This window comes from Corynebacterium yonathiae, assembly GCF_027570195.1.
Taxonomy (GTDB): domain Bacteria; phylum Actinomycetota; class Actinomycetes; order Mycobacteriales; family Mycobacteriaceae; genus Corynebacterium; species Corynebacterium yonathiae.
This window is the reverse complement of sequence record NZ_JAKMUZ010000021.1, coordinates 1-18,663: the sequence shown is the minus strand read 5'-3', so window position 1 is coordinate 18,663 and position 18,663 is coordinate 1. Positions and strand designations below refer to the sequence as shown.

The 18,663-nt window shown below is 57.8% G+C and carries 15 protein-coding genes; 13 read left to right on the top strand and 2 right to left on the bottom strand.

The genetic code is table 11. The features are described 5' to 3' along the window. Nucleotides 1-7: 7 nt before the first annotated feature. The 5 genes from L8V22_RS10185 to L8V22_RS10165 all read left to right on the top strand — a co-directional run bounded on the left by L8V22_RS10185 (nt 8) and on the right by L8V22_RS10165 (nt 6,814). Entirely contained in the window at nt 8-1,621 is a 1,614-nt protein-coding gene (locus L8V22_RS10185; protein ID WP_238801915.1) for a lysophospholipid acyltransferase family protein, read from the top strand. A 298-nt stretch (nt 1,622-1,919) separates the two neighbouring features. Continuing rightward, nucleotides 1,920-3,644, top strand: coding sequence for a glycerol-3-phosphate dehydrogenase/oxidase (locus L8V22_RS10180; RefSeq protein WP_238801914.1), 1,725 nt, complete (start codon nt 1,920-1,922; stop codon nt 3,642-3,644). Nucleotides 3,645-3,647: 3 nt separating this feature from the next. Further along, complete coding sequence (locus L8V22_RS10175) at nt 3,648-4,385, top strand: MIP/aquaporin family protein (RefSeq protein ID WP_238801913.1); 738 nt, start codon at nt 3,648-3,650, stop codon at nt 4,383-4,385. Nucleotides 4,386-4,413: 28 nt separating this feature from the next. Continuing rightward, nucleotides 4,414-5,961 (top strand): glycerol kinase GlpK, encoded by a 1,548-nt coding sequence (gene glpK, locus L8V22_RS10170; RefSeq protein ID WP_238801912.1) that lies wholly within the window; start codon nt 4,414-4,416, stop codon nt 5,959-5,961. A 22-nt stretch (nt 5,962-5,983) separates the two neighbouring features. Beyond that, nucleotides 5,984-6,814 carry an HAD family hydrolase gene (locus L8V22_RS10165; RefSeq protein WP_238801911.1) on the top strand — a complete coding sequence of 277 codons (831 nt, stop codon included), beginning with the start codon at nt 5,984-5,986 and terminating at the stop codon, nt 6,812-6,814. Here L8V22_RS10165 and L8V22_RS10160 read toward each other — a convergent pair. Then, nucleotides 6,811-8,709: an N-acetylmuramoyl-L-alanine amidase gene (locus L8V22_RS10160; protein ID WP_238801910.1), complete on the bottom strand. Its 1,899-nt coding sequence runs from the start codon at nt 8,707-8,709 to the stop codon at nt 6,811-6,813. The genes L8V22_RS10165 and L8V22_RS10160 overlap by 4 nt on opposite strands. Before the next feature lie 146 nt (nt 8,710-8,855). On the opposite strand from L8V22_RS10160, the gene glf reads away from it, so the two are divergent. The 3 genes from glf to L8V22_RS10145 all read left to right on the top strand — a co-directional run bounded on the left by glf (nt 8,856) and on the right by L8V22_RS10145 (nt 10,946). Then, entirely contained in the window at nt 8,856-10,052 is a 1,197-nt protein-coding gene (gene glf / locus L8V22_RS10155) for a UDP-galactopyranose mutase (RefSeq protein ID WP_238801909.1), read from the top strand. A gap of 40 nt (nt 10,053-10,092) precedes the next feature. Beyond that, nucleotides 10,093-10,293, top strand: coding sequence for a DEAD/DEAH box helicase (locus L8V22_RS10150; RefSeq protein ID WP_238801908.1), 201 nt, complete (start codon nt 10,093-10,095; stop codon nt 10,291-10,293). Between the two features lie 65 nt (nt 10,294-10,358). Beyond that, entirely contained in the window at nt 10,359-10,946 is a 588-nt protein-coding gene (locus L8V22_RS10145; RefSeq protein ID WP_238801907.1) for a three-helix bundle dimerization domain-containing protein, read from the top strand. Here L8V22_RS10145 and L8V22_RS10140 read toward each other — a convergent pair. Beyond that, entirely contained in the window at nt 10,943-12,205 is a 1,263-nt protein-coding gene (locus L8V22_RS10140; protein ID WP_238801906.1) for a TPM domain-containing protein, read from the bottom strand. The genes L8V22_RS10145 and L8V22_RS10140 overlap by 4 nt on opposite strands. A 106-nt stretch (nt 12,206-12,311) precedes the next feature. Here L8V22_RS10140 and L8V22_RS10135 point away from each other — a divergent pair, with 106 nt between their 5' ends. The 5 genes from L8V22_RS10135 to L8V22_RS10115 all read left to right on the top strand — a co-directional run bounded on the left by L8V22_RS10135 (nt 12,312) and on the right by L8V22_RS10115 (nt 18,643). Further along, nucleotides 12,312-14,264: a glycosyltransferase gene (locus L8V22_RS10135; protein ID WP_238801905.1), complete on the top strand. Its 1,953-nt coding sequence runs from the start codon at nt 12,312-12,314 to the stop codon at nt 14,262-14,264. After that, a complete protein-coding gene (locus tag L8V22_RS10130) occupies nt 14,254-14,769 on the top strand; it encodes a phosphatase PAP2 family protein (protein WP_238801904.1) in 516 nt (171 codons plus the stop codon). Before L8V22_RS10135 ends, L8V22_RS10130 begins: the two co-directional genes overlap by 11 nt. Further along, nucleotides 14,762-15,742 (top strand): decaprenyl-phosphate phosphoribosyltransferase, encoded by a 981-nt coding sequence (locus tag L8V22_RS10125; protein ID WP_238801903.1) that lies wholly within the window; start codon nt 14,762-14,764, stop codon nt 15,740-15,742. The genes L8V22_RS10130 and L8V22_RS10125 overlap by 8 nt, the downstream gene beginning before the upstream one ends. Nucleotides 15,743-15,795: 53 nt before the next feature. Further along, nucleotides 15,796-17,490, top strand: a complete 1,695-nt coding sequence (locus L8V22_RS10120; protein WP_238801902.1) for an arabinofuranosyltransferase AftB family protein — start codon at nt 15,796-15,798, stop codon at nt 17,488-17,490. 178 nt (nt 17,491-17,668) lie between these two features. Next, complete coding sequence (locus tag L8V22_RS10115) at nt 17,669-18,643, top strand: alpha/beta hydrolase (RefSeq protein WP_420840001.1); 975 nt, start codon at nt 17,669-17,671, stop codon at nt 18,641-18,643. Nucleotides 18,644-18,663 lie beyond the last annotated feature (20 nt).

Below are 18,663 nucleotides of genomic sequence, written 5' to 3'. Positions count from 1 at the left end.
GAGAGTTATGAACGCTGCGACGAATTTCCTGTACCGCCAGATCACCCACATTGGCAGGGGGGTGACTCTGGCTCAGGGATTACAGATGCGCCTTTCGGGCGAAGAAAATATCCCCGATAAGGGCGGCGCGGTGTTGGTCTGCAACCACACCGGTTACATGGATTTCCTCTTCGGCGCTTTCTTGGCTTACCGCAAAAGGCGCCTCGTACGCTTCCTGGCTAAAGCTGGAATCTTTAAAGCTCCAGTGGCAGGGCCGTTGTTGAAGGCCATGCACCACGTGCCAGTTGATCGTATCGATGGCAGTGCTTCTTTCCGCCAAGCGGTTCAGCTGGCCAAGGACGGCGAACTCGTGGGCGTGTTTTCTGAAGGCACAATTTCCCGCAGCTTTGAAATCCGCAGCATGAAAAGTGGCGCCTCCCGCATTGCCTATGAGGCGGGGGTGCCGGTAATCCCACAGGTCATTTTTGGTTCGCAGCGCCTGTGGACCAAGGGGCATAAAAAGAACCTGGGACGGACCAAGACCCCTGTCTTTATTACCGCCCTCGAACCGTACTATCCCACCGGCGATGCGGAGGCTGATACCGCGGAGATTCGACGCCGTATGCAAGAGGCGTTGGAAGGACTATGGGAACAGTACGAAGCCGAATTTGGGCCGATGCCTGCCGGTGAATACTGGGTGCCCGCCCGTAAAGGTGGAGGGGCTCCAACCCTTGATGAGGCAGAAGCTCGCGATGCTGAAGTGGAAACCGAACGACACCGCGTACGCCGACTGCGTGACGATCTAGTGGGCCTCAAAGAACGCGTCTCCGTTACTACGGTTGACTTGGTGCGCAACCACATGGCCGCCGCCAAGGGAACAGATGGGGAGGAACCAAAGAATAAGGCGCGTACCGCCCCGGAGACCTTGGAGTGGATCAAGAACAACCTCAATGCCGTGGTTGAAGAGGCAACCCGCGGCTTAGATGAAGGCCGCGATAAGGTCGCGGATGTCATGGCGCAGCTGAAGGCGGATGTGGTGCAAACCCAAGCGTCCATCACGGCCAGCAGTAAGGAGATATGGGCCGGTTCCGTAGCAGAGCAGGGCCTGTTGGCGGCAGCTACCCAATCCCGGCTTATCGTCTCGCGCTTGCCGCACCGCATGAAGGCGCAATTCTCTTCCATCCCCCGCGTGGTAGTGGCGCACAACAGCGCGCTGAATTGGGAAGATGGCGCGCTGACTCCACGATTGCACAAGGCTTTGGCGGAGATCTATCCGGCGGCCGAAGTCCTGATCGTGATATCACCCGCCGGTGAGGTGGATGTTCCGCAAGCCGTGTGGAGCGTTGTCGTTGATGAGGATGCTATGCAGCCGCGTCTCGATACCAATGCACTCTCCGTCACTGCCGCGACCGCGGTACAAGGCGTGGAGCGCATCCTCGAGGATCTGCAAGCTAAGCCGGAGGAGGCCCTGGTTTTTGCTAACGAGCCAGGAGATGAGGATTTCCTTGACCGGATGCCGGTAGTGGCTTTGGAAACTGCCCCTATTGAGGTGGTCAAGGGCGCCCAAGCGGTCACATATTCTGCGGAGAAAGCCGGAATGTCCGAAGTGCTCGAGGCGATGGCTCGTTTAGCGAAGAAATAGCGAAGGATTTCCGTCCGCTTTGCACCCCCGCGAGGGGGTGACTTTTCTTTTTGAATGTCTAAGTATTTTAAGAAAACTGACTGCTTACGGGCCTGAAACCTACGTGTGAGTAACCACATGTGTAACTCGCGTCCGTGACCCCTAACATAGATTTCAGGAGATAAAGTCTCTGCAGCCACGGTGCGAATCTTTCCACCGAAACCACAATTTAACTGCTTTTAGCTGTGCTTTTGCCATCTCATTCATGGATTTATGGCGCAGGCACATGCAAGCACCAAGGAAGGAGATGCGGTCAGCAATGACCCAGCAAAGCAACCAATCCTTTAACCCCGAATACTTTGAAAATCTATGGAATGGGTACGCGGATGAGGACTACGACGTAGTCATCATCGGTGGCGGTTCCGTAGGCGCCGGTGCGGCAGCGGACGCCGCTACCCGTGGCCTCAAGACCGCCGTCATTGAGGCGCGCGACTTCGCCGCAGGTACCTCTTCTCGTTCCTCCAAGATGTTCCACGGTGGCCTGCGCTACCTGGCCATGTTTGACTTCCGTCTGGTGGCGGAGTCCCTCAAGGAGCGCGAGCTGAATATGTCCACCCTGGCACCCCACCTTGTGAAGCCGCTGAAGTTTATCTTCCCGCTGACCCACCACGTATGGGAGCGCGTGATGATGTTCGGTGGCTTTACTCTTTATGACCTCATGGGCGGCTCGAAGAGCGTGCCAATGCAGAAGCACCTCACCCGCAAGGGCGTGCTGAAGGTGACCCCGGGTCTGAAGGACGATGCCATTGTGGGCGGCGTGCGCTACTACGACACTTTGGTTGATGACGCCCGCCACACCATGACCGTGCTGCGTACCGCCGCCGAGTACGGCGCCGATGTACGTACCAATACCGAGGTCATTGGCTTTGACAAGGACCGCGGCGGTCGCATCGTAGGCGCCAAGGTGCGCGACACCGCCACCGGCCGTGAGACTACCGTGCGCGGCAAGGTCTTTATCAACGCCACCGGCGTGTGGAATGACAAGATTCAAGAGATGGCCGGCGTGGAGGGCAAGTTCACCGTGCACGCCTCCAAGGGAGTGCACATCGTTGTGCCCAAGGATGCGCTTGATGCAGAGGCAGCCCTGTGCTTCGTCACCGAAAAGTCCGTCCTCTTCGTTATCCCGTGGGGCGAGTACTGGATTATCGGTACCACCGATACCGATTGGGAAAAGGGCCTCTCTTTGCCAGATCCGGCACCAACCAAGTCCGATATTGACTACATCTTGGACCAGGTTAACCAGCGCGTTCGCCGCAAGATCACCCGCGATGACATCGTGGGCGTCTACTCCGGACTGCGCCCGCTGCTGTCCGGCAAGTCCGATTCCACCACCAACCTTTCCCGCAACCACGCGGTTGCGCGTGTGGCCCCAGGTATGGTCTCTGTCGCCGGCGGTAAGTACACCACGTACCGCGTCATCGGTAAGGACGCCGTGGACCTGGCAGTGGAGGAACTGGATACCAAGGTCCCAGAGTCCATCACCGAGCAAACCCCGATCCTCGGCGCCGCCGGCTACCACGCCTTGGCCAACCAGGTCCCATCCTTGGCTCGTCGCTATAACCTGAGCGAGAAGTTCATTGAGCACCTGCTCGGCCGTTATGGCTCCCTGCTGGGTGAGGTTTTGGCACCGGCAGTTGAGGATGCCTCCCTGCTCGAGCCAGTTCCTGGTGCCGAGTCCTACTTGTGGGCCGAGGTCCGCTACGCCGTCACCCACGAGGGTGCATTGCACTTGGAAGACATCCTGTCCCGCCGCCTGCGCATCGCCATCGAGTTCGGTGACCGCGGCGTGAACGCCGCCCCGGCCGTTGCTGATTTTGTAGCACCGCTGCTGGGCTGGAGCGACGCCGACAAGGAGCGCGAGGTATCCCAATTCAAGGCCCACACGCAGGCCGAACTTGAAGCAGAAGCTGCGGTAACTGACCGTGAGGCCAATGACATTTTGGTACGCGCAGGATCCGCCCGACCCACCCAAAACGAGGTTTAAGTTATGACCGGATTTGATGCATTCCTGTGGGAGTTTATCGGCACTGCGTTGCTGCTCCTTCTAGGCAACGGCGTATGTGCGCTGGTAAACCTGCGCACCTCTGGCGCACGCGGTTCCGATTGGATCGTTATCGCCCTGGGTTGGGGCATGGCGGTCTTCGTCGGCGCTAGCGTGGCCGATCCTACGGGCGGGCACCTCAACCCTGCCGTCACCGTAATGTTGGCAGTTAATGGATCGCTTGAATGGTCTCTGGTCCCGTACTACTTCCTGGGCCAGATTCTCGGCGCTATCCTCGGTGCCATCCTGGCATGGGCTGCCTTCAAGCAGCTTTTCGACGCCAATAATTACGATGATGCCGGAAACGTCACCGGCGCCAATAAGAACACGAACGGTATCTTCTTTACCAAGCCGGCACACCCTAAAAATGGCTGGAATGCGGTGACGGAGTTTATCGCTACCTGTGTGCTGCTGATGTTCATCGCTTTCGGCCCAACCGGCGGCGAGCTTGGTCCAATGAGCTACTTCGCTGTTGCTTTCGTTGTTGTGGCGGTCGGCCTGTCCCTTGGTACCCCCACGGGTTATGCCATCAATCCGGTCCGTGACTTGGGTCCGCGAATTGCCTATGCATTCATCTTGCCTATCCAGGACAAAGGCAGCGCGAACTGGGGCTATGCCTGGGTCCCCATCGTGGCCCCGCTGGTCGCGGCCGTAGCCGTTGGCCTGTTGTCCGTTGCGCTCTAATTCCACCTTCGTACAGGAGACTAGACACATGACTAACAAGAAATACGTCGCCGCGATCGACCAGGGCACCACGTCGACGCGCTGCATCATCTTTGACCACAGCGGTGAGCAGGTTGCCGTCGGCCAGCTCGAGCACGAGCAAATCTTCCCCGAAAAGGGCTGGGTAGAACACGACCCAGAAGAAATCTGGAGCAATACCCGCCGCGCTGTTGGAGAAGCTCTTGCCAATGGCGATATCACCGTAGAAGACATCGACTCGGTAGGTATCACTAATCAGCGAGAGACCACCGTGGTGTGGGATAAGCACACCGGCAAGCCGGTCTACAATGCCATTGTCTGGCAAGATACCCGCACCACCGCCATCTGTAAGGAACTCTCGGGTGAGGAAGGTCCGGAAAAGTGGCGCCGCCGCACGGGTCTCATCATCAACTCCTACCCGGCCGGCCCGAAGGTTAAGTGGATCCTCGACAACGTCGAGGGGGCCCGCGAGCGTGCCGAGGCTGGCGACCTGCTCTTCGGCACCATTGACAGCTGGTTGTTGTGGAACCTCACTGGCGGTGCCGAGGGCGATGCCGGTCGCGAAGCGCTGCACGCCACCGACGTCACCAATGCGTCCCGCACCCTGCTCATGGACATCGAAAAGCTGGAGTGGGATGAGGAGCTGTGCAAGGAAATGGGCATCCCGATGTCCATGCTGCCGGAGATTCGCCCATCCCTCGGTGATTTCCGTACCGTGCGTGAGCGCGGTTCGCTCTCCGGAGTGCCTATCCGTGCTATCCTGGGTGACCAGCAGTCAGCGATGTTCGGCCAGGGCTGCTTCCGGGCGGGCTCCGCGAAGAATACCTACGGAACCGGCTTATTCCTCCTGCTGAACACGGGCACTACTCCGAAGTTTTCTGACAACGGCCTGCTCACCACCGTGTGCTTCCAGCGTGAAGGCGAGCGCCCCGTCTACGCCCTTGAGGGTTCTGTTTCTATGGGTGGTTCCTTGGTGCAGTGGCTGCGCGATAACCTGCAGCTTATCCCGAATGCAGCGTCCATTGAAAACCTCGCGCGCGAGGTCAAGGACAACGGCGGCGTCTACATCGTACCGGCCTTCTCTGGTCTCTTTGCACCGTACTGGCGCCCGGATGCCCGCGGCGTCATCGTGGGTCTGACCCGCTTTGCCAACCGTAAGCACTTGGCTCGCGCCGTTCTCGAGTCCACTGCGTATCAGACTCGCGACGTCGCCGATGCCATGGTGGCGGATTCCGGTGTGGAGATTACCGAGTTGCGCGTGGACGGTGGCATGACCATGAACGAACTGTTGATGCAGTTCCAGGCAGATATGCTCGGCGTGGAAGTACACCGCCCGAAGAATATCGAGACCACCGCCACCGGTGCTGCCTTCGCGGCGGGCTTGGACCATGGTTTCTGGGATGACCTCAGCGTCTTGGGTAGCCAGGCCGGAGACATGAAGGTATTCAAGCCGAAGCGCGACAAGGAAGAAGTAGAGGCTCTCTACCGCGACTGGAAGCGCGCTATTAAGCGTTCCCTGGAATGGGAGGATAATGAGGACGAGGACCTCAGCTTCTAAGTCCTGACGTAAACTCGCGGGTATGGAGAATTTCCCTGCCCGCGCGCCTCGCCTCATTGCGAGCGATATTGACGGCACCCTGTTGGACCGCAACCACCGCGTCCCGCGTCGCAACCGTGACGCCGTGGCGCGGGCAGTCCAGCAGGGTGCCTATTTTGCGCTTTCCACCGGCCGTCCGTTCCGCTGGATAGCGCCCGTGTTGGAGCAGCTTCCCGTGCGGCCGGTGTGCGTGACCTCGAATGGCGCCGTGCTTTATGATTCCGCGGAGGATCGCGTAATGTCCGCCCACGAGCTTTCGCCCGCGGCACTGGCGGAAGTGGTGGATGTGGCCCAGTCCGCATTGGGCACGGTGGGCTTTGGCGCGGAGCGGGCGGGAGGATCGCTTGCCGACGCCGTAGAGGACCTCTTCGTGGTCGAGCGCCACTATTCTGAAAACGCCCTCTTCGAGGGATTTGGCGTGGTCAGCATGGGCGAACTTGTGGGGCAGCCGGCGGTGAAGTTCCTCATTCGCAATACGGACTACACCGCCCCAGAGCTATATGAGCTCATTGCTCCTCACATCGATCCGGAGCTTGCGCACCTGACGTATTCCATGCAAGAAGGAATTCTGGAGGTCGCTGCACCCAATGTGACCAAACGCCGTGGGGTGGAATGGCTGGCGGAGCACATCGGCGTCGCCCAGCAGGAAACCATTGCTTTTGGGGATATGCCCAATGATATTGAGATGCTGACCTGGGCTGGCTGTGGAGTAGCCATGGAAAACGCCCACCCGGAGGTTAAGGCGGCCGCGGATGCGGTCACCGTGGCTAACCACCAGGCGGGCGTCGCTAAGGTGCTAGAGCGCTGGTTCTAGTCGGTGAAGATGTCTACCTTTTCCGTTTCGGTGTTGTAGACAATCTCGCCGCCCTGGAACGTCACGCGGATTTCCTTACCATTCTTCTCTTCATTAGAGGTTGGCAGGCCGAGCTTGGAGGCATTATCGCCCTCGGACCACTTCTTGGCAATCTCACCCGTCAACGCCTTGGTGCCGGACTCCTCGGAGGAGAGCACCACGCCATTCTGGAAGAGCTGGTAGAGGATCTTGCCGCCATCGGTGGTATCGGGGCCGCCGACTGCTAGGCCCAAGACCGGGCCGAAGGCATTGAGTACCGAGGTCCAGGATTCCTTCAAGCCCTCGTTATTGGAGACTTGGACCACCTTGTTGACAATCTCCGGGATATCACCGGTGGTCAAGTTGCCCGCCACCTTCTTATCAGTATCAGGCTTCTGTAGGCGGTCATTGGCGATGAGCACGCCGAAGACGGCGGCAGCAATGCCCGCAAGGGCGGAGATGGTGGAGACTGGGACCTCGACGTCGCCCAGCGAAGACGTGATTTCGTCACCTACCTGCTGTGGGGTCTTGGGAGTATTGGGCTTGGGAGCCTTCTGCCAGTTCAGATCCGTACTGTTCTTACCGGACTTGATGGCATCCGCTTTGCGCTTGGTGTTCTTACGGATTTCGTCCCAGTGGCGCATGGTGTATTGACCGGGGCAGGCCGTGTTGTGGAAATCATTATGGCCCGCGAAGGCTGGCACGGTGGCCATGGTCCCCGCTGGGAACTTGGAGCCGTAGAAGCCGCCGGAGTACAAACTAGCCTTGCCCATCGGGTCGATGTCAGAAATAGCGGCCTTCCAGCCCGCAATCTCGGCAACGGAGTTGAGCATCTCGCGGGAAGGCTCAGCTTGCTCGTAATTGCCAATCATGGAAATGCCCCAGTTATTGGAGTTGAATCCGCCTACGTGGGCACCCTGTACGGCCTTGTCCAAGCCGCCGTAGCGGCCTTCATAGATGGTGCCAAACTTATCCACCAGTACGTTGTATCCGATATCGCACCAGCCCAGGGTCTGTGCATGATACTCGTAGGCACCGCGAACCTGTGCTGCTGCCTGGGCGCGGGTGTAGTTATTGGTACCCGCGGTGTGGTGCAGGGTCAGGGCCTTCAGGCCATCATCGTAGGTCGGCTGCTGGCAGCGCTTGGATTCGTCGGCACCCCAGCCGGCGCGGGAGACGACCTTGGGCATCCCCGCGGTTTCCGCGGTGGGTTCGATAGCTTCGCCTTCCTGGGCATTGCCGTCGATAAATACGGCATCAAGATCTGCCACCTGGGTGCGTTCATCGGCTACGGGGGAGATATCGCCGACGTTATAGGCAAGCGGCGCCGGGCGATTGGCATCAGCGCCCTTAGCGGCCTTGTCCAAGAGGGAGTCTTCCTTCTTGTCCAGGTTGGATCCGGTCACGAGATCAACGTTGGCCATAGAGACCTGAACATCGTTGGTATCGCCCACGAAGATGAGCTCGGTACCGTTTTTACCCTCGGAATAGTTCATTGCATCCATGGGCAGCCACTCGCTCCAGGAACCGTCCTGCTGCTTGGAGCGAACGAAAGAGTTGATATCGCGCTTGCCTTCCCACGTGACGGCAAACATGTTGAAGGTCTCGTCGCGGTGGAACTGTTTGACCGCGCGGCGGCCTTCACCGTCGCCCTGTGCGGCCACGGCAGGATCATCGACGACGATGGATTCGCCGTCGCTGAAGCTAGCGGAGGCGTTTTTGACCTCAATGGGGCCGCCGTTGCCAGAGTCTTGGGTTTTAAGAACTTGCTGGCCGCCAAATGCGGCCGTTACGGCGAGCGCGATAGAGGTGACCGCCGCGATGACCGGGGTGGACCACTTTGACCTAGTGGGTACTAGTCGACGTCGTTGTTGCACTGTTATCTCCCTGGGGTTGTGCAGCTGTAAAAACGGTTGCCAAAAGTTAAGAATTGATAATGATGGTACGTTTGTGATTTCTGTGAAGTCTGTTGCGACACGCCGATATAACGTGTCGGGTGCTGTAGTGCAATAAAGTGGTGGCCATGACTTCTTATGACCTCATCGTTGTTGGCTCTGGATTCTTTGGCCTAACGGTTGCCGAGCGCGCCGCTAGCCAGCTGGATAAGAAGGTGCTCATTGTGGAGCGCCGCAACCACCTCGGCGGCAATGCCTACTCCGAGGCCGAACCCACCACCGGAATCGAAGTGCACAAGTACGGTGCGCACCTCTTCCACACCTCTAATAAGCGCGTGTGGGATTACTGCAATAAGTTCACCGATTTCACCGACTACCAGCACCGCGTCTTTGCCATGCACGACGGAACCGCCTACCAATTCCCGATGGGTCTGGGTCTTATCAACCAGTTCTTTGGCCGGTACTATTCCCCAGATGAGGCCCGCCAGCTTATTAAGGACCAAGCCGGCGAATTCTCCCCAGAAGAGGCGCAAAACTTGGAGGAAAAGGCCATCTCGCTCATTGGTCGCCCCCTGTATGAGGCCTTTATCCGCGATTACACCGCGAAGCAGTGGCAAACTGACCCAAAGGAGCTGCCGGCGGCGAATATCACCCGCTTGCCGGTGCGCTATACCTTCAACAACCGCTACTTCAACGACACCTACGAGGGTCTGCCTGTAGATGGCTATGCGGCATGGCTAGAAAACATGGCCAACCACGACAATATTGAGGTCCGTCTAAACACTGACTGGTTCGAGGTCCGCGAGGAGCTGCGCGCTGAGTCCCCGGATGCGCCGGTGGTCTACACCGGCCCGCTTGATCGCTACTTTGATTTTGCTGAGGGCGAGCTGGGGTGGCGCACCCTCGACTTTGATCTGGAAGTGCTGGATACCGGCGATTTCCAGGGCACCCCGGTGATGAATTACAACGATGCGGATGTGGACTACACCCGCATCCACGAATTCCGCCACTTCCATCCAGAGCGCAAGGATAAGTACCCGAAGGATAAGACGGTCATCATGAAGGAGTACTCGCGCTTCGCTGACAAGGGCGATGAACCGTACTATCCGATTAATACTCCGGAGGATCGCGCCAAGCTGGAGGCTTACCGTAAGCTTGCCGCCCAAGAGTCCAAGGACAACAAGGTTCTCTTTGGTGGTCGCTTGGGTACCTACCAGTACCTGGATATGCACATGGCCATCGGTTCCGCGCTGTCCATGTTTGATAATAAGCTCGCACCATTCTGGAAGGAAGGTAAGGCCATTGAGCAGAAGCGTGGCCACTAAGCGCTATGCTTGATCACCTCTTAGGAAAGGAGGTGACGGCATGGCTGACCGCCGCATGTGGAAAATGTCGCCGGAGCGGCTGCAGGAGCACCTGAAATTGCGTAGCCGCGCAGCGCGCATTCCCGATAAAAAGAAGGAACAGTCCAAGAAGGCCTGCCGGAACTCCCGGCGGGCCTTTCCGCGTTTTCGGTGCAGAAAACTATTGGGTTACTCCCAACCGTTTGACTTAACCCACCGTTAACCTGTAAAGTTAACTGTAGATTAACAATTAGCAAACGGGACAATAACCCGAGAAAGGGGATAACAATGAATCAGTTTGAAACCCTGCGCCAGGATCTGCACGAGAACTACGGCCACGAGTACGCGACCGCGGAAATCGACACCAAACTCGATGAGGTTATTGCCAAGCACACCAAGAAGGCTGAGCTCGATGAATTCGTGCCACTGTTGGTGGAACGCGAAGTGCGCGAATATTTCGGTGCTCACCGTCTTCATATTCGCTTTGCTGCCGGTACTAATAATGCGCTGGCCCAAGCCGCAGCGGAACTTACCCGCAAGCATGCTGGCGAGGCCCTGTTTGTAGATACCGCTGTTGCCCACCCAGAAAACGAAGCCGAAGGCCACCTCGCGCACGTCATGAACGAGCGCGGCATGGGTGAGGCTCCGAATAAGTACCTCGATGAGGTGCGCACGGTGGCGATGCCGGATTACATCGTGTTCTTGGGCCGCGAGGTTGAACGCGATGAGGCGGGCAAGGACATCAAAATCTGGGATATCGTTGCCGCCGACACCGTGGAGCAGGCCCGCGAATTGGCCGATGACCTCGAAGCTCGCGTGCTTTATATGCTCAATAAACTAGGCATCGATCCGGTAACCGAGGCGGTCAACGCCTAGAAGCGGTACGGGTTGGGCAGCTGGGAGGAGACGTTATTATTGGCCACCCAGAAGCCCGCAAATCTATAGGGCATGTAATGCGTGCCCATGCCGGGGCGCCACTCTGGCGTTCCCAGTAGAGGGGGGATTTTGCGGTCGCGCTGCGGATACAGTCTTTCAGGAAGCGCGCCCACCAGAGGGTGGTAGTCCGCCAATAGTCGTGCGAAGGCAGAGTCGAAGTCTTCCCGCGACAGATCCTGAGATAGGTCGTTAATGCGCTGAGTAATCTGGTGCAGGCTGGCATTGTCGGGCTGGCGGGAGAGTGCCGCTCGGGCGTCGCTAAGCAGCCATTGCACCTCGCTGTCACGCACCGCAGTATCGCCGTCGCAGAACCTTTCCAAGGAATCTATTTGCGTTGCGGCCGTTTTGATCTGCTTGAGTGCCTCGTAGGCCTCCTTGATGGAGGCTGCATGCAAGGAATAATCCTGGATGCTCTCCAGTGTTTTCAGGATCGGTCGCGCATCAATGTGCCGATTGACTAAAGAGCGCCATTGCCTCTTTAGGTGGTCGCCCGCCAAGGGGGACTGCAGGGCATTAATCCGTGATCCCGTGTGTGTGATGAGATCTTCGGCCTCGTCGCGAGCTCTCTCAATATAGTTAAAGCGCTGGCGCAGGCGGGCGCGGCGGACAAATAGGTAGGCAATGAGCCCAACCGTGCCAAGGAGCACGATCACTAACGTGGCGGCGATGAACACGGACCACGTGGGCTTATCCTGCGTATATTGCCGGCGCACGGTCGTATCCGCGGCGGCACGCGTGGCTAAGATCATGCCGACGGTATAGTCATCATCCGCTAGCGCCGACCGCATTTGATCCAAGATCCCGTCCACGCGGCCCTCGTCATTAATCTTGATGTCTTGGCACACCTCAGTGCCGCAGTGGACAGCCATGCTATTGGGCTCAAAGCCTACGGCGATAACGAGCACATTCTTCCGCAACGCATCGCCACTGACGAACTGTGGGTGCTCATGGGCCAAATCATGGAAGAGAGTGCGGGAAAAATCCTCACCAGAAGTCGGATAAGTAGCGTAGAGAACCGCGTGTACGGAATTGGGAAGATGCATGGACTGCGCTTGGGATTTTATGGCGTCTTCGTCCGAATCACTGAGGATCTGGGCGTGGTCTAAAAACTCCACCGCAGGCTTTTCCTCCGCGAGAGTGGCGGGGGCGCTGGCTACAGTAAGAAGACCTACTGCTGCCGCGCAAGAAACCCATCTCATGATGTTCCATTTTACGGGCCCCGCGTGTAAACCGTAGTACTTATGCAAAAGCAACTACGCTAAATCGCTGACTACTGTTTATACCGTTTGGAGAATCGAAGCTATCGTGACCGCCAACAACACCCAGGCCCATGAGCCGCTGCAGCGCATCCTGCTGCCAAAGCGCGGAGAGCCCTTTGATGTGCGGATGCTCTACCTCATCGAGGCCGAGCAAAACCGTGAACGACTCAGCTGGTTTAACCGCACGTCCGTTACTATCCCTGCTGGCGAGGAAGCCTCTTTTGAGACCTACTTCAACGCCTTCCCGGCTTCCTATTGGCGCCGTTGGTCCCAGCTGCGCTCCGTTATCCTGAGCTTGGACATTGAGGGCCAAGCAAATATTTCCCTCTATCGCTCCAAGCAAGATGGCCAGCGCATTTCCGTGGCCAACCACCTGGTAGGCACCGGTCACCATGAGTTTGAGCTACCGCTCAAAAACTTCGAGGACGGTGGCTGGCTGTGGTTTGATATCACCGCCGAGCAGGAAACCACGCTTGCCGACGCCGCCTGGTGCTCCCCCCATGCCCCCGGACCACAGGTGCTGCCGGATGGTACCGAGCAGCCGGCGCAGGACAAGCGCGTGACAGTTGGAATTCCTACCTTCAATCGCCCGACCGATGCCGTAGCAGCGCTTAAGGCATTGGCCGAGGACCCGGTAGTCGATGAAATCATTGACTTTGTCCTCATGCCGGACCAAGGAAACCAGCATCCAGCCGATGAACCGGGGTACAACGAGGCAGTGGCCCACTTTGGCGAGCGGTTCCGCGAATTCCGTCAGGGCAACCTGGGCGGCTCCGGTGGCTACTCCCGCATCATGTACGAGGCGCTGGAAAATACCGAATCCCCGTTCATCCTGTATATGGATGATGACATCGCTATCGAACCGGATTCAGTGCTGCGCGCGGTGCAAGCGGCCCGCTACGCCGCCAAACCCATTATCGTCGGTGGCCAGATGCTCAACCTGCAGGAGCGTTCCCAGCTGCGCACTACCGGCGAGCAGGTCAATCGCGCCGACTTTATGTGGGGCGCAGCACCGCACGCCGTCTATGATCACGACTTTGCCAAGTACCCGCTGCGCGCCATCGGTACCCGCGAAACCCACCTAGATCCGAAGAAATACGATTCCCGCGCGCTGCACCGTCGCGTTGACGTGGAGTACAACGGCTGGTGGATGTGCCTCTTCCCGCGCATCGTGGCGGAGACCAACGGCCAGCCGCTGCCGCTCTTTATCAAGTGGGACGATACCGAGTACTCCCTGCGCGCGGCGCGCAATGGATTCCCCACAGTGACTTGGCCGGGTGCCGCCATCTGGCATATGGCTTGGGCCGATAAAGATGATGCCATCGATTGGCAGGCCTATTTCCACCTGCGCAACCGCCTCATCGTGGCCGCGATGTACCACGAGGGGCCAGCCAAGGGCATTACCAAATCCATCTTCAAGTCCACACTCAAGCACACCATGTGCATGGAATACTCCACCATGGCCATCCAGATTGAAGCTATGCGGGACTTCCTGGCGGGGCCGGACCATCTCTTTGACATCCTGGAGTCCTCGTTGCCGCGCATCGCGGAAATCCGCAAGAACTACTCTGATGCCGTCATCTTGGAATCTGCCGATGAGCTGCCCGCTCCCACCGGCGCGCCGGGTGTGCCTACGCGCAATATCGGCGGCCGCCTAGCCAAGATTAAGAAGATCCCGTGGGCCATCAAGGGGCTCAAGCACCTCGTGAGCAAGGAAGACGCTGCGCACCACGAGGCGCCTCAGCTTAACCTCACTCCGGAGGAGGCCCGGTGGTTTACCCTTTCCCGCGTGGACTCTGCCACCGTCTCTACCGCAGGTGGTACCGGCGTGGCCTTCCGTAAGCGCGACCGCGACCTGGCCAAAGACCTCGTATCGCAGACCCGCGAGCTACTGAAGGAGATCGAGGAAAACTTTGATGACCTGCGCGCTGAATACCGCGCGGCGCAACCGGAGCTGACTTCGCGCGAGTCTTGGAAGAAGGTCTTCGATGCCCAATAAACTTTCCGTAGCAGAATCGCGCATCCTCGAATCCATCCAGGGCGCGGCCTTTGACGTGCCCGGCGTGCTTCCCACCGCCCGCGGGCTCAGCCACTGGGGCGAGCATGCCCTGGGCTGGATGGGCAGTGCTGCGGTAGGGGCGGGCGTCGATAAGCGCCGCCGTGAGGGCTGGATCCGGGTGGGCGCTGCTGCTTTTCTCGCGCACGCCGCCAGCGTGGTGCTCAAGCGCATTGTGCGCCGTAAGCGTCCGGATTATCCGTACGTGCGCGTGGGGGTAAAGACTCCCTCCAAGCTATCTTTCCCCAGCTCGCATGCGACCTCAACTACCGCTTTCTTGGTGGCGGTCAGCCGCCTTACTGGCCGCAAGGCACCGCTGCTCGGCGTGCCGGTGATGATGGCATCGCGTATGGTGCTCGGAGTGCACTATCCAACAGATACGGCAGTGGGTGCGGCCATCGGCGCTGCTACCGCAGAGGTCGTGATGAAAGGAATGAAGCATGAGTGATGATGGAAACCAGCACTTTTTCCATTCGGAACCGCATACCTCTGGCGTAGATACGGGCCGCAAGCGCAAGCCGCCGAAGAATCTTGTCGATGGCATGATTAAAGCCCTGCGCCCCAAGCAATGGGTCAAAAACGTCCTAGTACTGGCGGCCCCCGCCGCGGCCGGCGCCGATGCGTTGTTTCATGGGCGCGTGCTTGTCGATGTCCTCTTGGCCTTCGTCGTCTTCTGCCTCGGCGCTTCCTCCATTTATCTGATCAATGATGCAAAGGACTGGCGAGAGGACCAGGAGCATCCGACCAAGCGCTTCCGGCCGATTGCCTCCGGCGTGCTGCCCATCAAGCTCGCCTACGTCATGGCGGTCGTGCTCATCTGCTTGTCCATCGGACTATCCTTCCTCGCTACCGCTGGCCTGCAGTTGGCAATCGTGATGGCGATTTATATCGCGCTGCAATTGGGTTATTGCTTCGGCTGGAAGCACATGCCGGTGATTGATATCGCTTTGGTTTCCTCTGGCTTCATGCTGCGCACCATGGCCGGTGGCGTGGCCGCAGGCATCGAGCTTTCCCAGTGGTTCCTGCTGGTGGCGGCCTTTGGTTCGCTATTTATGGCCTCCGGTAAGCGCTACTCGGAGATCCTGCTGGTGGAACAGACCGGTGCAAAGATCCGCAAGTCACTGGAGGGATATACGCCCACCTACCTGCGCTTCGTGTGGACGCTAGCCGCCACCGCGGTGGTTATCTGCTACACCTTGTGGGGCTTTGAGCTTGCTAGCGATGCCCAAACCGGTGGCGTGTGGTACCAGGTTTCCATGGTTCCGTTTACCATCGCCATCCTGCGTTACGCTGCCGATGTGGACCGCGGCCAGGGCGGCGCACCGGATGAGATTGCACTTGAGGATCGCACGTTGCAAGTTCTCGCCTTGGCTTGGCTCGGCTGCATCGCGATGGCGGTTTATATCATGCCGTTGTTCTAGACACAGCTGAATCGATGTAGAAATTTTCCGCCGGGCTGATAAACTTTCTTCCCGTGCTTAACATCGACCACAAGAGTATCGCCCGCTGGAGCGCTCCGGCGGCAGCCCTTGTGATCGGTGTTTTATCTTTGTGGGGCGGTTTTGCGCGCCGCTGGATTTCCGATGACGGACTCATTGTCCTGCGCACCGTGCGAAACCTCGAAGCCGGAAATGGGCCCGTGTTCAATATGGGCGAACGCGTTGAGGCTAATACCTCCACGCTGTGGCAGTACCTCATTTTCCTGGTGCGCTGGGTGACCCACGCAAATCTGGAAGGCATCGCCATTTACCTGGGGCTCATCCTTGCTGTCGCGGCGATGGTGGTAGGTACGGGCGCTGCGGCAAGCATGCGCACAGGCACCGTTCTTCCGGCCGGTGCGCTGGTGTATCTGGCCCTGCCGCCCGCCCGGGACTTTTTTACCTCAGGCCTGGAATGGGGCCTGTGCCTTCTCTATCTCGCTGTGCTTTGGTCGCTGTTGCTGCGTTGGTCGCGACCGGCCCGCCACTCTAATAGTGATAGCGACGCGTACTGGCTAGCTTTCTGGGCCGGACTGTCCTGGCTGGTGCGCCCAGACCTCGCTCTATACGGCGGTTTGGTGGGAATAGTGCTTCTTGTATCCCACCGTTCGTGGAAGATTCTTGCCGCCGCAGTACCGTTGCCGTTGGCCTATGAGTTTTTCCGCATGGGCTACTACGGTCTTCTAACACCGCACACGGCTGTGGCCAAGTCTGCGGCAGGGGCCGAATGGGGCAAGGGCTTTATCTACTTGGCTGACTTCGTTGGGCCGTACTGGCTCTTTCTGCCCCTCATTGTGCTGGCTATCGCTGGTCTGTGGAAGGTGGACCTGCGTCCCACCGCGGTGCGTTCCACCATCACCGCGACCTATCTTTTTATGGGCGCGGCAGTGATTCACACGCTCTACATCCTGCGTGTGGGCGGAGATTTCATGCATGGCCGCATGTTGCTTTTGCCGCTTTTTGCCCTTCTGCTTCCGATTTTTGTCGTTGGGACTCGTACGTGGTTCGTATCTGTATTCTGTGCGGTCTGGGCGCTAGTCATCGTTCTGCGCGGCCATCCGGTGGACCGCAGCATTTATGAGGATGAAATTTCCATCGTAGACGAGCGTGATTTCTGGACCTACGCCACCCAGCGGCAGGAGCCTCCCATGCGTGCCCAAGATTTCCTCGGAGCTAAGTTTATGGAAGACTACCAAAAGGGCATCGACGAACTAGAGGCAGGCGATGCCATGACCTTCCTCTACATCAAGGAGCAAGATAGGTTCTCTTGGATGGCCACGCCAGCGGACCCTGCGCGTACCGATCCGCCGACTGTCTACCTGCTCAACCTTGGTCTGTCTTCCATGAATGCGCCGCTAGATATTCGTGTGCTGGATGATATTGGCCTCAGCAACCCGTTGGCTGCACGCCAGCCTCGCATCGTGGGTGGACGTATCGGGCATGACAAGAGCTTGGCTATGTCGTGGCAGGTGGCAGATTCCGCAGTCGATATTGACGAGATTCCGGTGTGGATTGATAAGGACGAGGCAACCAGGGCTCGGAGGGCGATTGCCAATGACGATTTTCAGAGACTTTTCGATACCTACAGGTCTCCCTTAACTTGGGACCGTTTTTGGAAAAATGTTAAATTTTCTCTGACTGAAGGGAGGACGCTCGCGTTTTCCTCCAATCCGATGGACTACTTGCAGTAATTCCATACAGCTCAAAGCATGAAGAGCTTCATCTACACTATTCTGTGAAGATGTTTTCAAATTGAAACTGTTAATAGGACGCTGGATACAAGCGATAGTACTCAGTAAGAAGCATCGAGTAGGATTTGAAGGAGAAACGTTGACTACTCTCTCTAAAAGGCGCGTCTTATCTGCCATTATGGCGTGCGTTGTAGCCTTAGGTCTCGCAGTGGTTTCAGGTAGCCAGCCTGCGGAAGCAGCTAATCGAGATTGGCTGCGCCATGATTCCACTGGAAAATGTGAATGGGATAAAGTCAAATGGTGGGTTCAGCGTTGTGATGTTTGGTCGCAATCAATGGGACGTAATATTCCTGTCCAGATCCAGCCAGCAAAGCGAGGCGGAAATGCGGCACTCTATCTGCTTGACGGATTGCGTGCGACCAACCAAACTAACGCGTGGGTAAATGATGTTAATGCGGCGAAAACCTATGAACCCCATAACATTACACTCGCAATGCCTGTGGGCGGAGCTGCATCCTTCTACGCAGACTGGCAGGGACCTGCGACGTATGATCTATCAAATCCGGTTAATTATAAGTGGGAGACGTTTCTAACCAGCGAACTCCCAGGCTATCTGGAGCGAAACTTCGGCGTTGCACGTAACAATAACTCTATTGCTGGTTTGTCGATGGGCGCTGGTGCCGCGCTAACCCTAGCGGCGAAGCATCCGAATCAATTCAGGCAAGCGCTGTCTTTTTCCGGTTTCTTGACTACCACTGTTCCAGGGGCACAGACCTTCATGCGTCTGGCCATGTTGGATGCTGGTGGCTTTAATATCAATGCAATGTACGGATCGCTATTCAATCCGAAGCGCTTCCAAAACGATCCACTGTTGCTGATTCCTCGATTGCGTAACACTAATCTATATATTTCTGCGGCATCAGGTATCCCTGGTCCTGGAGACAGCCACTATTTGCCACAGCATCAAGCTGCGGGGGCAGCCTTAGAAGTCGGGTCTAATGCGACTACTCGCGCGTGGGAAACCGCTGCGCGGCTGCAGGGTCTAAATCCGACTGTAAGCTACCCTGCTCAAGGGCTGCACAACTGGGAGCAATTTGGCTATCAGCTCAATCGCTCTAAAACTCAAGTTCTGAACGTAATGAACGCGTGGTAACACAGTAGTTCAATCGCCCG